The sequence below is a fragment of the Paraburkholderia sp. 22098 genome (genome assembly GCF_052045935.1).
In the GTDB taxonomy this organism is placed as follows: Bacteria; Pseudomonadota; Gammaproteobacteria; order Burkholderiales; family Burkholderiaceae; genus Paraburkholderia; species Paraburkholderia caledonica.
Genome location: NZ_JBQEPV010000009.1, coordinates 47,382 through 61,866, shown reverse-complemented (window position 1 = coordinate 61,866; position 14,485 = coordinate 47,382). Strand labels below are relative to the sequence as shown.

At 62.5% G+C, this 14,485-nt stretch carries 14 protein-coding genes; 6 read left to right on the top strand and 8 right to left on the bottom strand.

The genetic code is table 11. The annotated features are described in order from the left end of the window. Positions 1-2: 2 nt before the first annotated feature. The 7 genes from ACTJLB_RS19855 to ACTJLB_RS19825 form a co-directional block, all read right to left on the bottom strand. On the bottom strand, positions 3-650 hold the full coding sequence (locus ACTJLB_RS19855; protein ID WP_440784259.1) for a diacylglycerol kinase: 648 nt from the start codon (positions 648-650) through the stop codon (positions 3-5). A 20-nt stretch (positions 651-670) separates the two neighbouring features. Beyond that, positions 671-1,702: a glycosyltransferase family 4 protein gene (locus ACTJLB_RS19850; RefSeq protein WP_020069563.1), complete on the bottom strand. Its 1,032-nt coding sequence runs from the start codon at positions 1,700-1,702 to the stop codon at positions 671-673. 43 nt (positions 1,703-1,745) lie between these two features. Continuing rightward, entirely contained in the window at positions 1,746-2,687 is a 942-nt protein-coding gene (locus ACTJLB_RS19845; protein ID WP_020069564.1) for a UDP-2,3-diacylglucosamine diphosphatase, read from the bottom strand. Positions 2,688-2,853: 166 nt separating this feature from the next. Continuing rightward, the gene (locus ACTJLB_RS19840) at positions 2,854-3,354 is read right to left on the bottom strand and encodes an RDD family protein (protein WP_440784343.1); all 501 of its coding nucleotides are present in this window, start codon (positions 3,352-3,354) and stop codon (positions 2,854-2,856) included. A 70-nt stretch (positions 3,355-3,424) separates the two neighbouring features. Beyond that, the gene (locus tag ACTJLB_RS19835) at positions 3,425-4,183 is read right to left on the bottom strand and encodes a DUF3106 domain-containing protein (protein ID WP_088173582.1); all 759 of its coding nucleotides are present in this window, start codon (positions 4,181-4,183) and stop codon (positions 3,425-3,427) included. A gap of 16 nt (positions 4,184-4,199) precedes the next feature. Then, positions 4,200-4,628, bottom strand: a complete 429-nt coding sequence (locus ACTJLB_RS19830) for a DUF3619 family protein (RefSeq protein WP_020069567.1) — start codon at positions 4,626-4,628, stop codon at positions 4,200-4,202. Continuing rightward, a complete protein-coding gene (locus ACTJLB_RS19825) occupies positions 4,625-5,188 on the bottom strand; it encodes an RNA polymerase sigma factor (protein WP_020069568.1) in 564 nt (187 codons plus the stop codon). The genes ACTJLB_RS19830 and ACTJLB_RS19825 overlap by 4 nt, the downstream gene beginning before the upstream one ends. A gap of 355 nt (positions 5,189-5,543) precedes the next feature. Between ACTJLB_RS19825 and ACTJLB_RS19820 the strand changes: the two genes are divergently transcribed. The 6 genes from ACTJLB_RS19820 (at position 5,544) to ACTJLB_RS19795 (ending at position 12,722) form a co-directional block, all read left to right on the top strand. Continuing rightward, positions 5,544-7,307 (top strand): acetolactate synthase 3 catalytic subunit, encoded by a 1,764-nt coding sequence (locus ACTJLB_RS19820; RefSeq protein ID WP_020069569.1) that lies wholly within the window; start codon positions 5,544-5,546, stop codon positions 7,305-7,307. Positions 7,308-7,418: 111 nt separating this feature from the next. Next, positions 7,419-7,910, top strand: coding sequence for an acetolactate synthase small subunit (gene ilvN, locus ACTJLB_RS19815; RefSeq protein ID WP_020069570.1), 492 nt, complete (start codon positions 7,419-7,421; stop codon positions 7,908-7,910). Positions 7,911-8,022: 112 nt separating this feature from the next. Then, positions 8,023-9,039: a ketol-acid reductoisomerase gene (gene ilvC, locus ACTJLB_RS19810; protein ID WP_020069571.1), complete on the top strand. Its 1,017-nt coding sequence runs from the start codon at positions 8,023-8,025 to the stop codon at positions 9,037-9,039. 134 nt (positions 9,040-9,173) lie between these two features. After that, positions 9,174-9,812 carry a phosphatidylserine decarboxylase gene (locus tag ACTJLB_RS19805; protein ID WP_020069572.1) on the top strand — a complete coding sequence of 213 codons (639 nt, stop codon included), beginning with the start codon at positions 9,174-9,176 and terminating at the stop codon, positions 9,810-9,812. Between the two features lie 24 nt (positions 9,813-9,836). Beyond that, complete coding sequence (gene pssA / locus ACTJLB_RS19800) at positions 9,837-10,706, top strand: CDP-diacylglycerol--serine O-phosphatidyltransferase (RefSeq protein ID WP_204522156.1); 870 nt, start codon at positions 9,837-9,839, stop codon at positions 10,704-10,706. Between the two features lie 468 nt (positions 10,707-11,174). After that, positions 11,175-12,722 carry a 2-isopropylmalate synthase gene (locus ACTJLB_RS19795; protein WP_087754085.1) on the top strand — a complete coding sequence of 516 codons (1,548 nt, stop codon included), beginning with the start codon at positions 11,175-11,177 and terminating at the stop codon, positions 12,720-12,722. Positions 12,723-12,843: 121 nt separating this feature from the next. Here ACTJLB_RS19795 and ACTJLB_RS19790 read toward each other — a convergent pair whose 3' ends face one another. Next, positions 12,844-14,424 carry a SulP family inorganic anion transporter gene (locus ACTJLB_RS19790; protein WP_110404686.1) on the bottom strand — a complete coding sequence of 527 codons (1,581 nt, stop codon included), beginning with the start codon at positions 14,422-14,424 and terminating at the stop codon, positions 12,844-12,846. Positions 14,425-14,485: the final 61 nt, after the last annotated feature.

The following is a 14,485-nucleotide window of genomic DNA, read 5'->3' as shown; positions in this document are numbered from 1 at the left end:
CGTCATAACCACGCCTTAACCCAGCGCACGACGAGCGGGCCCACGATCAGCACCCACGTCATCAGGCACATGCCGAGCGCGACCATTACCGCCGCGCTGCCCAGGTCTTTCGCGCGGCGCGACAGTTCGTGCCGTTCCAGCGAAATACGGTCAATGGCCGCTTCCACGCTCGAATTCAGCAACTCGACGATCAGCACCAGCAGCACTGAGCCAAGCAGCAACACGCGCGATACCGGTTCGACCGGGACCAGCACGCCGCACGGAAGCAGAATCGCAGCAAGTGTCAGCTCCTGGCGAAACGCGCTTTCCTCGCGGATAGCGACACGAAAGCCCGCGAGCGAGTTTTTCATCGCGTGCCAGGCGCGGGTCAGGCCGCGGTTGCCCTTGTATGGATTGAAGGGCAGAGGCGCGAGCGGGTCGTCGGGACCGAGCGGTTCGTGCTGGGTGTCGCTGTTCGCGGATGTGCCGTGGTGGGCGTGCTCCGCGATTTGGCCGTTCCGGCGATGCCCGTCGATTCGATCCGGCACGGTGGATTCGCTGACGTCGTCGAACGGCTCGACGCCCGCGGTGTCGTGCTCGTTGGGGGCGTGAACGGCGCGCAGCGCGCCGTTCGCGGACGCGCGGCTTGCGGGAGAGTATCTGCTTCGCATGGGCAGCCAGGCGCGCCGCGTCACGCGGCCGCGCTCTCCTCGCGATACGACGCGCGCGGCAACGGCTTCAGATGCGCGGCGAACTGCTCGGAGGCCGCCGCCCACGAAAAGCGCTCGGCCCACGCGCGTGCGTGCGCGCGGTCGATCTTGAGTGCTTCCAGGCACGCGTCGCGCAGGTCTTCGTTCATCGCGCCGGCGCCGCCGTTGCCGAGCACGTCGATCGGGCCGGTAACCGGATAGGCGGCGACCGGCGTGCCACAGGCGAGCGCCTCGAGCAGCACGAGCCCGAACGTGTCCGTTCGGCTCGGAAAGACGAACACGTCTGCTGCAGCGTAGACCCGGGCGAGTTCGGCCTGTGTCAGCACGCCCAGATAGTTGGCGGTCGGATAGCGCGATTTCAGCTCGGCCAGCGCGGGCCCTTCGCCCGCAACCCATTTCGAGCCGGGCAAATCGAGCTTCAGGAATGCCTCGACGTTTTTCTCGACGGCCACGCGCCCTACGTACAGAAAGATCGGCCGCGCGGTATTCAGAACCTTCGAATCCATCGGGTGAAAAATGTCGAGATCGACGCCGCGCGTCCACAACACGACATTCGTGAAACCGTATTTTTCGAGGTCGCTTTTGACGACCGGCGTCGGCGCCATCACGGCAAGCGACGGCTTATGAAACCAGTGCAGGAACTTGTAAGTCGCGGCGAGCGGAATGCCGAAACGCGCCTGCACATATTCGGGAAAGCGCGTGTGATACGCGGTCGTGAACGGTAGCTTGTGCTGGATCGCGTAAGCGCGCGCGGCCATGCCGAGCGGGCCTTCTGTCGCGATGTGCAGCGCGTCGGGCGCAAATTCGTCGATACGCTGGCGCAGCTTGCGGCGCGGCAGCAGCGACAGGCGAATCTCGGGATACGTCGGGCAGGGAATCGTCCGGAATTCGAGCGGCGTCAGCAAGTCGACGTTGTGGCCGAGCTCAGTCAGCTCGCGCGTGGTGTTCTTCAGCGTGCGCACGACGCCGTTGACCTGCGGTTCCCATGCGTCGGTGACGATCATGATCTTCATCGATTGGTTTTCCTCGATTCGAGCCAGCAGAGGTTAAGAGGGATTACGCCGTCGCCCGGGCCTTTTGCACGCCCGCTTCCGGGGCTCGCATCACGGTCCAGTAGATCACCTTGAGTTCGCCTTCGTACGTCTCGACGAGCGCCGACAGGCTTTCGACCCAGTCGCCGTCATTGCAGTACAGCACGCCGTCGATGTCGCGTATCTCGGCCTTGTGGATGTGCCCGCAGACCACGCCGTCGCAGCCGCGGCGGCGGGCTTCGTCGGTCATCACGCGTTCGAACGACGAGATGAAGTTCACCGCGTTCTTGACCTGATGCTTCAGGTATTGGGAAAGCGACCAGTACGGAAAGCCGAGCCGGCTGCGGATCCGGTTGAACCAGCGGTTCAGGATCAGGATCATCGTGTAGAGCGTGTCGCCGAGGTAGGCGAGCCATTTCGCGTGCTGGATCACGCCGTCGAACAGATCGCCGTGCACGATCCACAGGCGCTTGCCGGCGAGCGTGGTATGGAACGCTTCGCCGCGCACGTGGATGTCGCCGAACGCGAGGTCGCAGAACTGGCGCGCCGCTTCGTCGTGATTGCCGGGCACATAGACTACCTGCGTGCCTTTACGCGCCTTGCGCAGCACTTTCTGCACGACGTCGTTGTGGGCCTGCGGCCAGTACCAGCCTTTTTTCAACTGCCAGCCGTCGATGATGTCGCCGACGAGATACAGATACTCCGACTCGTTGTAGCGCAGGAAATCGAGCAGATAAGGCGCCTGGCAGCCGCTCGATCCGAGGTGGATGTCCGACAGCCAGATCGTGCGGTAACGCTGTGGCTCTGCGTGCTCGTCGTCGTGCTGGGGCGCGTGTGTGTCGAGCGGCAGCGGTGCGACGGGAAGCGGCAAGCCGTGGCTATGGGTGGATTCAGGGCGGAACGCGACGGAGTCGACGCTCGGGCCAGTCTGGCGGAACAGGGAAGTCGCGGACGTTTTGGAGTCCATGGCTCACGCGTCGAGTTGCGGTGCCTGTATTGGGCCTACGGCGCGTGACTGTGCCGTGACAGTCATGAGAAGTTCTTATTACTGCGGCGGGCGGAGAAGGGACAAAGAGAGGCGAGCGGGGACTGCGGGAGAACGCGGGAGAACGCGGGGAGTTGGGTCGAGCCGCTCAGCGCGCGACGTCGATGACGCGCGTTCCGGCCAGGCGGTCATGCAGAAACTGACGGCTTGCGCCGAAGCGGCCGGTGGCCGCCCACAACACGAACCAGATAGCGGCGATCACGAGGGTTTGGGGCAAGCGCAGGCCGAGCAGCGGATGCAATGCGAGCGGCGGCAGAAACCATAGCCAGGCGAGCACGTAGCGTGCAATCGCCCGCCACGCGGAGAGCGGCGCGCCGCTGGCCGCGACCACGCGCAGACGCCAGGTTTTCATCGGCAGCGTCTGGCCGCTGTGGGTCCAGAACCACACGAAATACAGACCGACGACGAGGCCGATCCACGCCGCCAGCAGATTGTGATGCGTGAGTCCGTTGCGCTGCTGCGTGAGCGTGCTGAACAGATAACCGGCGACGAAAACGACGCCGAACAGCAGCAACGCTTCGTAAAGCAGCGCGGCGAGACGGCGACGCACGGTCGGCGGGGTGTCCGTTGAACCGGGCGGCTTGGCCAGAGACGGACTCGTGCTGGAGTTCGAGCTGGATCCGGAAGTCACGCGCGGTTCTGACACGGGCGGGAGCGGCTCACGAACCGTTGAAAATCGACGGCGCTTCCGCCGGGGAGACCGGCAGCGGCGTGGCCGGCACGAAGCTGCCGGCGGCCGGGATGCCTGGCAGCGAAGCCGGGCTCGGTAATGACACGGCCGCCGCCGCGCTCGCCGACGACGTGCCGCTCGCGGCACGCTCGCGTGCATTGACGAGCCGGTCGAGGCCCTTGATCTCGCTGCGGCCCGACGGCGGCGCGCTGACCACGCTCGGACGCCGCTTGTGCTCGCTCGCGGCAAGCCGCTGCTTAAGTTCTTCCGGCAATTCCTGATAGGCCTTCCACGCGTTCTGGCGCGCTTCACGGGGCAATTGCTTCGAAACCTGGTAATTTTCACGCGCGACGCGGCGCTGATCGGGCGTCATGCGCACCCATTCGGTCATCCGCTCATGCAGGCGTTTTTGTGCATCAGGTGACAACTTTGAGTAACGCGACGCGATCTTCAGCCATTTTCGTTTGCGTTCGTCGCTGAACGAATCCCACTGCGCCTCGAATGGCGCCAGCGCCACATGCTCCGCGGCGCTCAGCCGCGACCACGCCAGCGGACTTTTGCTGCCGGGCAGGCCAGGCAATTCGACGCCGAGTGCGGGCGCGGGCGGGCGCGCCGCGCCGTTACCGGTCGCGGCGGGCGCGCCGGCGGAAGAAGGGTTCGGGTAAAAGCGCGGATACGTCGCGGCAAACGACACAAGAGCCGCAATCGCACATCCGAAAACAACGGCAAGACCGCGCTTGTAGCTCACCCGAACACTCTCCCGCTCAGTGGGCGCGCGAAAGATACGCGTTGAAACCGTGGTCGAGATAGGCATTGAGCGGCAGGTCGTCGCTTAACATGGCGGCATCGATATCGGCCAGTTCAGCCGTGCGCTGCTGGTCTTCCCAGTAGGCAATGCCGACGAGGCTCACGACGAGCGCAGCGAGCGGCCACGCGAGAGCGAAGCGGCGCAGCGGCGAACGGCGGCGTTGTGGCAGTTCGCCATGCGACATACCGCCCGGCATACCCGCTCCGGCGAGAGCGGGCGCGAACACCGGCGCGCTCACGGTTTCGGGCTTCTTGCGGGCGAGCGCGGCGCGGCGCGCCGCGGCGAGTCGATCGACGGTGGCGGGCGGAATGCTGGCGGCGTTTTCGTCGAGCGCGCGGCGCACCTGGCGCGCGAACTCGAGTTCTTTTGTTTCTTGGGAGCTCATAGCGTGATTCCTTTGGCCTTGAGCGCTTGCGCCAGCGTGTGGGTGGCCCGCGAGCAGTGCGTCTTCACACTGCCTTCGGAGCAGCCCATTGCGGCGGCAGTCTCGGCGACATCCATATCTTCCCAATAACGCATGAGAAACGCCTCCCGTTGACGTGCCGGTAACTTTCGGATCTCGTCGTCGATCATCTGCAAGACCTGTTCGCGTTCGAGCTTCTGTTCGTTGCTCTCGGCGCCCGCCGAGCCCTGCTGGGCCTCGAACGTTTCCAGCGGATCGAATTCGTCGTCGTCGGCATTGCCTAGCGACGAGAAGAGACTGACCCACGTATTGCGTACTTTCGCACGACGGAAATGGTCGTGCATCGCATTCTGCAGAATACGCTGAAACAGCAGCGGAAGCTCGGCCGCCGGACGGTCGCCATATTTTTCGGCGAGCTTGATCATCGCGTCCTGCACGATATCCAGCGAGGCGTCGTCGTCCCGCACGGCGTAGACCGTCTGCTTGAATGCGCGCCTTTCGACGCCCGCCAGAAAATCGGCGAGTTCCTTGTCTGATGCCATCCGTTTGGGGGTCGGCGCAGCGAGCGTGCGCGTAATCGGTCGAAAAATGTCGTAAAACTCGCGGATGCTAACAAACTTTTGCGAAAGCAGGGGCGAAAGCTGGACCGGTCGACATCGTCATGACGTTGGTCGCCGGTCAGAAGAGCGCGCCGGGGACGGGGGTTCGGGCAATATTTGCTTGACCGCGCGGGCGTCTGCCGCTATCGTCGCTGGTTCGCAACATAAGTGACTTGTCTCATTGAGGTGTGGCCCAAGAAGCTCACCTGTCAACTGGACGCGCCGCTTGAACCCGAGCCACAAGCCCGGCAGAGAGCACCCGATCAATTTTTTGCCGAAAATTCGAAAGGTGAATTGAATGAATATGCCCAGCGCGGAATTCTCCACGTCGGATACCACTCCACAACACGAAGCTGATTCTATCGGCGCCACCGTGCTCATGAAGGCACTGGCCGACGAAGACGTCGAATTTGTTTGGGGCTATCCCGGCGGCTCGGTACTCTACATTTACGACGAGCTGTACAAGCAGGACAAGTTTCAGCACATCCTCGTGCGTCACGAGCAGGCCGCGGTTCACGCCGCCGACGCTTATTCGCGTTCCACCGGCAAGGTCGGTGTGTGCCTCGTGACCTCCGGCCCCGGCGTCACCAATGCGGTGACCGGTATCGCCACCGCCTACATGGATTCGATCCCGATGGTCGTGATCAGCGGCCAGGTGCCGACTGCCGCGATCGGCCAGGACGCGTTCCAGGAGTGCGATACGGTCGGCATCACGCGTCCCTGTGTGAAGCACAACTTTCTCGTGAAAGACGTGCGCGATCTCGCCGCGACCGTCAAGAAAGCGTTCTACATTGCCCGTACCGGCCGGCCCGGCCCGGTGCTGATCGACATTCCGAAAGACGTGTCGAAGGCGCCTTGCCAGTACGAGCCGATCAAGACGGTTTCGCTGCGCTCGTATAACCCCGTCACGAAGGGCCACTCCGGTCAGATCCGCAAGGCGGTTTCGCTGCTGCTGTCGGCGAAGCGTCCGTACATCTACACCGGCGGCGGCATCATCCTGGCCGATGCATCGCGCGAGCTGAACCAGTTCGCGGATCTGCTCGGCTACCCCATCACGAATACGCTGATGGGTCTGGGCGGCTACCGCGCGAGCGACAAGAAATTTCTCGGCATGCTCGGCATGCATGGCACGTACGAAGCCAACATGGCGATGCAGCACTGCGACGTGCTGATCGCAATCGGCGCGCGCTTCGACGACCGCGTGATCGGCGACCCGGCGCACTTCGCGTCGCGTCCGCGCAAGATCATTCATATCGACATCGATCCGTCTTCCATTTCCAAGCGCGTCAAGGTCGACATTCCGATCGTCGGCGACGTGAAGGAAGTGCTGAAGGAGCTGATCGAACAGCTGCAAACGGCCGAGCATGGCCCGGACACCGCGGCGCTCGCCGACTGGTGGAAGGACATCGAAGCCTGGCGCGCGAAAGACTGCCTGAAGTTCGACCGCAAGAGCGACGTCATCAAGCCGCAGTACGTGGTGGAAAAGGCGTGGGAATTGACCGACGGCAATGCGTTCGTCTGTTCCGACGTCGGCCAGCATCAGATGTGGGCTGCGCAGTTCTATCGCTTCAACAAGCCGCGCCGCTGGATCAATTCGGGCGGCCTCGGCACGATGGGCTTCGGCCTGCCCGCGGCGATGGGCGTAAAGATGGCGCACCCTGACGACGACGTGCTGTGCATCACGGGCGAAGGCTCGATCCAGATGTGCATCCAGGAACTCTCGACCTGCAAGCAGTACGAGACGCCTGTGAAGATCATTTCGCTGAACAACCGCTATCTGGGCATGGTGCGCCAGTGGCAGCAGATCGAATACAGCAAGCGCTATTCGCATTCGTATATGGACGCCTTGCCGGATTTCGTGAAGCTCGCTGAAGCCTACGGCCACGTCGGCATGCGCATCGAGCGCACGGCCGACGTCGAGCCGGCGCTCAAGGAAGCGCTGCGCCTGAAAGATCGCACGGTGTTTCTCGACTTCCAGACCGATCCCACCGAAAACGTCTGGCCAATGGTACAGGCCGGCAAGGGCATCACCGAGATGCTCATGGGTTCGGAAGATCTATAACGACCGTTTCTGACGCCGGCTTCGTTACGCACGCCTTCACGAAGGGCGAGCGCGGACGAAGCGGCGCGAAGCCGCTCGCGTACATCGACAAACATCTGGAAGAAGCGAAACATGAGACACATTATTTCCGTCCTGCTGGAAAACGAACCGGGCGCGCTGTCACGCGTGGTGGGTCTCTTCTCGGCACGCGGCTACAACATCGAAACCTTGACGGTGGCTCCGACCGAAGACCGTTCGCTGTCGCGCATGACCATCGTCTCCATTGGCTCGGACGACGTGATCGAACAGATCACGAAGCATCTGAACCGCCTGATCGAGGTGGTGAAAGTGGTCGACCTTACCGAGGGCGCCCACATCGAGCGCGAGCTGATGCTGATCAAGGTGAGGGCGGTCGGCAAGGAACGTGAGGAGATGAAACGGATGTCGGATATTTTCCGCGGCCGCATCATCGACGTCACCGAAAAGACCTACACGATCGAACTGACGGGCGCAGCCGACAAGCTCGACGCCTTCATCGAAGGGCTCGACGCCACAGCGATTCTCGAAACGGTCCGCACGGGCAGTTCGGGCATTGGGCGCGGCGAGCGCATTCTGAAGGTGTGACCCGCACCGCTTCGATCCGGCCGGGTGGCGTTCATCACCATCCGGCCTTGCAACACAACATTCGCAGTATCTGAATCTCTCTGAATCATCCGAATTTAGCCAAGGAACCGACATGAAAGTTTTCTACGACAAGGACGCCGATCTCTCCCTCATCAAGGGCAAGCAGGTCACCATCATCGGCTATGGCTCGCAAGGCCATGCGCACGCGCTGAACCTGAAGGAAAGCGGCGTGAACATCACGGTCGGTCTGCGCAAGGGCGGCGCATCGTGGAGCAAGGCTGAGAACGCCGGCCTGCAGGTCAAGGAAGTGGCGGAAGCCGTGAAGGGCGCGGATGTCGTCATGATGCTGCTGCCGGACGAGCAGATCGCCGAAGTCTATGCCAAGGAAGTGCACGGCAACGCCAAGCAAGGCGCGGCACTCGCATTCGCGCACGGCTTCAACGTTCACTACGGTCAGGTGATCCCGCGTGCGGATCTGGACGTGATCATGATCGCGCCCAAGGCGCCCGGCCACACGGTTCGCGGCACCTACACGCAAGGCGGCGGCGTGCCCCACCTGATCGCTGTCGCGCAGGACAAGTCGGGCGCGGCACGTGACATCGCTCTGTCGTACGCGGCAGCGAACGGCGGCGGCCGTGCGGGCATCATCGAAACGAACTTCCGCGAAGAAACCGAAACCGACCTGTTCGGCGAACAGGCAGTGCTGTGCGGCGGTACCGTCGACCTCATCAAGGCCGGTTTCGAAACGCTGGTTGAAGCCGGCTATGCGCCGGAAATGGCGTACTTCGAATGCCTGCACGAACTGAAGCTGATCGTCGACCTGATCTACGAAGGCGGCATCGCGAACATGAACTACTCGATCTCGAACAACGCCGAATACGGCGAGTACGTGACGGGTCCGCGCATCGTGACGGCTGAAACGAAGAAGGCGATGAAGGCCGTGCTGACCGACATTCAGACGGGCGAGTACGCAAAGAGCTTCATCATCGAGAACAAGGCCGGCGCACCGACGCTGCAATCGCGCCGCCGTCTGACAGCCGAGCACCAGATCGAGCAGGTCGGCTCGAAGCTTCGCGCCATGATGCCGTGGATCGCGAAGAACAAGCTGGTCGACCAGTCGAAGAACTAAGAAGTCCGTTTTATCGCCTTATACCGGCGCGGCGCACCGCCGCATGCGCCGGTAATGCAAAAAGCCGCCCGAGGGTGCTGAACCCCGGGCGGCTTTTGCTATCCTACGGTTTTACAAAAATACTGAAGCCACCCATGAATTACCCACATCCGATCATCGCGCGAGAAGGCTGGCCGTTCATCGCCATCGCGGCCGTCGTTGCATTACTGGTTCACGCCTTCGCGGGATTCGGCTTTGCGTGGCTGTTCTGGCTGATCCTGATCTTTATCGTGCAGTTCTTCCGCGATCCGGCGCGCCCGATTCCGACTCAGGCGAATGCCGTGCTATGCCCGGCCGACGGCCGCATCGTCGCAGTGGAAACCGCGCATGATCCGTACGCCAATCGCGAAGCGCTGAAAATCAGCGTCTTCATGAACGTGTTCAATGTCCATTCGCAGCGCTCGCCTGTCGACGGTGCGATCTCGAAGGTCGAATATTTCCCTGGCGCTTATCTGAATGCCGCAGTGGAGAAGGCTTCGCTCGAAAACGAACGCAATGCAATCGTGATCGAAATGGCCGGCGGGCAAACGGTTACGTCGGTGCAGATCGCCGGTCTGATCGCGCGGCGCATTCTTTGCTATGTACGTGCTGGCGAGCCGCTTTCGCGCGGCCAGCGCTATGGCTTTATCCGCTTCGGTTCGCGCGTCGATGTGTACCTGCCCGTGGGTAGCCGTCCGCGAGTGTCTATCGGCGAGAAGGTGTCGGCGTCGTCCACGATCCTCGCTGAACTGTAAAGCGGCACAAAGGAGATTGTCCGAATGGCCGCATTCAAACCGCGCCGACCGCGCACCAGTGGACCGTTACCGCGTCCGTTTCGCCGCAACAAGCCGCTCGTTACGGATTCACCAGTGGTGGAGAGTCGCCGCGCGCAGCGTCAGCAATTTCTGAGAAAGCGCGGCATCTATTTGCTGCCGAACGCGTTCACCACGGCGGCGCTCTTCTGCGGCTTCTTTGCAGTCGTCCAGGCAATGAACGTGCGTTTCGAAGTCGCGGCAATCGCGATTTTCGTGGCCATGGTGCTCGACGGCATGGACGGCCGCGTCGCCCGTATGACGCATACGCAAAGCGCATTCGGCGAGCAGTTCGACAGTCTGTCCGACATGGTGTCGTTCGGCGTTGCGCCGGCTCTCGTCATGTATGAGTGGATCCTCAAAGACCTGGGCCGGTGGGGCTGGCTTGCGGCATTCGTCTACTGTTCGGGCGCGGCGTTGCGGCTTGCGCGCTTCAATACCAACATCGGCGTGGTCGACAAGCGTTTCTTCCAGGGCATGCCGAGCCCGGCAGCCGCAGCGCTCATCGCGGGCTTCGTGTGGCTTGCCACCGACAACCGCGTGCCGCTCAAGCTCGTCTGGCTGCCGTGGGTCGCTTTTGTGCTGACGATCTACGCGGGCGTGACGATGGTGTCCAACGCCCCGTTCTATAGCGGCAAGGCGCTCGACGTGCGGCATCGCGTGCCGTTCGGCGTGATTCTGCTGGTGGTGGTGGCATTCGTGCTGGTGTCGTCCGATCCGCCTCTGATGCTGTTCGGCCTGTTCGTGTTGTACGGTCTGTCCGGCTATGTGTTCTGGGGCTACCAGGCGATCCGCGGCAGAGCAAATCCTGCTCGTTCGGTCGCGCACGACAGGTAGTCCGGTGTGCATGCACGCTATGCACGTGCGGTCTGAGAGCTTGCGAAATATCGAAACGGCGACCTTTGGGTCGCCGTTTTCATTTCCGGACGCCGCTCTCAATCTCGCTCCAACGCGCGCTGCACGGAGGTTTGACGTCAATTGCACGGCGAAGGGAATGCCGCTATAGTCGTTGGATGACTGCGTCCGCGTTGGCTTTCCAGTCGCAGTAAATGCGGCAGGGACGGGGCGGCGCTACGAGCCACGATCGAGCCGCCACGAATCATCAAGAGCCACCAAGAGCCACGATCCGGCCGCGCCGCGAACCTCGGCAAGCCGGCGCATCGATTGCGCTGACCGTCGCACTGACCCGGCTGGTGCCCGTTGCGCTTCATCCATGGTCGAGCGTTGCTTGCGGCGCTCACGGCGGCGGCATCCACATTCCAATATCCGATTCCCACAATTGAACGACTCCGCAGGAGACTCGACATGTCCGACAAACTGATTATTTTCGACACTACGCTGCGTGACGGCGAACAATCGCCCGGCGCGTCGATGACGAAAGAAGAAAAAATCCGTATCGCGAAGCAACTCGAACGGATGAAGGTCGACGTGATCGAAGCAGGCTTTGCGGCGAGTTCGAATGGCGACTTCGACTCGATCCAGACAATCGCGGGTCTGATCAAAGAGAGCACGGTGTGCTCGCTCGCCCGGGCGAACGACAAAGATATCCAGCGTGCCGCCGACGCGCTCAAGCCCGCTGAGCGTTTCCGCATTCACACGTTTATCGCCACGTCGCCGCTGCACATGGAAAAGAAGCTGCGCATGACGCCGGACCAGGTGTTCGAGCAGGCGAAGCTCGCGGTTCGTTTCGCGCGCAAATTCACCGACGACGTCGAGTTCTCGCCAGAAGACGGCAGCCGCTCGGACATGGACTTCCTGTGCCGCGTGCTGGAGGCGGTGATCGCAGAAGGCGCGACCACCATCAACATCGCGGACACCGTTGGTTACGGCGTGCCCGAACTCTACGGCAACCTCGTGAAGACGCTGCGCGAGCGCATTCCGAACTCGCACAAGGCGGTGTTTTCCGTGCATTGCCATAACGACCTCGGCATGGCCGTGGCGAATTCGCTGGCCGGCGTGCAGATCGGCGGCGCACGTCAGGTCGAGTGCACGATCAACGGTCTCGGCGAGCGTGCGGGCAATACGTCGCTCGAAGAAATCGTGATGGCTGTGAAGACTCGCAAAGACTATTTCGGCCTCGAACTCGGTCTTGACACGACGCAAATCGTCCCGGCTTCGAAGCTCGTATCGCAAATCACCGGTTTTGTCGTACAGCCGAATAAGGCGGTGGTGGGCGCGAACGCATTCGCGCACGCGTCGGGCATTCACCAGGATGGCGTGCTGAAGGCGCGCGACACTTACGAGATCATGCGCGCGGAAGACGTGGGCTGGAGCGCAAACAAGATCGTGCTCGGCAAATTGTCGGGGCGCAATGCGTTCAAGCAGCGTCTGCAGGAGTTGGGCATCGCGCTCGACAGCGAGGCCGAACTGAACACGGCGTTTGCCCGCTTCAAGGAACTAGCCGATCGCAAGGCGGAGATTTTCGACGAGGACATCATTGCGATCGTCACCGAAGAATCGGCTGAGGCGCAGCAAAAAGAGCACTACAAGTTCCTGTCGCTCTCGCAGCATTCCGAGACCGGCGAGCAACCGCATGCAAAGATCGTATTCGCGATGGACGGCAAGGAGATCACCGGCGAGGCGCGCGGCAACGGTCCCGTGGATGCCACGCTCAACGCAATCGAAACGGAAGTCGGCAGCGGCTCCGAGTTGCTGCTTTACTCGGTGAACGCGATCACGACCGGCACTCAGGCGCAGGGCGAAGTGACCGTGCGGCTTTCGAAGAGCGGACGCATCGTCAACGGCGTGGGCACCGATCCGGATATCGTCGCGGCTTCCGCGAAGGCTTATATCTCTGCGCTCAACAAGCTCTATTCGAACGTCGACAAAGTGAATCCGCAGCGTTCCGAATAAGTTCGCGGCAGCGGCTCATGCGCTGCCGTCGCTAGAAAACGATGCCCCGCGCCTTAAGTGGCGCGGGGCATTTTTTTATTGCGGCATGCTGGTCTCGCTCGTTCGCCGCAGTCTCCCCACGTTACTCGGTCGCTGTACGTCGCATCGACCAGCCGCGCGCCGCGCGTGCCTGGCCTCGCGCCTGATGCCGCACTTCGACTGCAATGCCGCGGCGCGGCGCATCCTCCACAAAGGTATCGAGCAGTTCACGCACATCGTGGTCGACGAAATCGGCGCGCGTCGCATCGACTATCAGTGTCGCGCCGTCGGGAATCTGCTGCAGGTAGTGCTTGAGCGGCACCTTGCCGAGAAACGACACGTCCTTGCGGAACGACAGCAGGTAATGATCGCCGTGTTGCGCTAGCACGATCGGACTGCGCAGATTCGCATACAGCGCAAGCATCACGCTGCACAGAATGCCGAGCACGATGCCGATCAACAGATCGGTCGCGAGCACGCCGACGAGCGTGACGATGAACGGCGCGAAGGGCGCAAAACCCTGCTTCGCGACCGCGACGAACAGTGACGGCTTGGCGAGCTTGAGTCCCGTGAAAATCAGAATCGCTGCAAGACAGGCGAGCGGAATCAGGTTGATGACGCTCGTCAACGCAAACACGCTGACTAACAGCAGCACGCCGTGAATGATCGCCGACAAACGGCTTTGTGCGCCTGCATGCACGTTCGCAGAACTGCGCACGATCACCGCCGTGATCGGCAGGCCGCCTATCGCGCCCGCAATCAGATTGCCGACGCCTTGGGCCTTCAGTTCACGATCGGGCGGCGCGGGGCGTCGTTCGGGATCGATCTGCTCGACCGCTTCGAGGCTCAGCAAGGTTTCGAGACTTGCGACGATCGCCAGCGTGATCGCGACGCGCCACACGTCCGGGTTCGCGAGTTGCGCGAAATGCGGCCCGAAGTCGGCCCACTCGAGTGCGACGCTCAACGCCGCGAACGATTCCAGCGACGGTAACGCAACGCGATGCTCGGCGGGCGGCGCGAGCGAAGGCGCGAGCACGTGCAGCAGCAACGTGGCGCCGATACCCAGCAAGACGACCGCGAGCGGCGCTGGGACGATGCGCACCAGCGCAAAGCGGCGCATCGGGCGAGTTTCCCAGCCGATCAGGATCGCCAGAGACAGCAGCGTGATCACGCAGGCCACGAGCGACACCGAGCCGAACGGCGCGACTATCGTGCCGGCAGCTTGCGCGGCGGCGGGCGCGTCGTTTGCCGCTTGTCCGGCGACCAGCCCGAGCGCAAGCGGAAACTGTTTAACGATCAGCAGGACGCCGATCGCGGCCAGCATGCCTTTGATGACCGGCGACGGCACATAGGCGGCGAATCGGCCCGCCTTGAGCATACCGAAGCCGAACTGGATCGCGCCGGACAGCAGCACGGCTGCGAGGAACGCCGAAAAGCTTCCGAGTTGCGCGATTCCGTCGACGACGATCACGACGAGACCCGCCGCCGGTCCGCTGACGCTCAGGCGCGAGCCGCTGAGAACCGCGACCACGAGGCCGCCGACGATGCCCGACACGAGTCCGGCAAACGGCTCGACGCCCGACGCATTGGCGATGCCGAGGCAGAGCGGCAGAGCCACGAGGAAAACGACAGTGCCCGCAAGCACGTCGCGCTGAAATGTCGAAAAGAAAGCTCGAAGGTTCATGGTGTCGGTGCAGGAATGAGTGATGCCTGATCGCAGGCGAAGGCTGAACCGGATAGGCCCT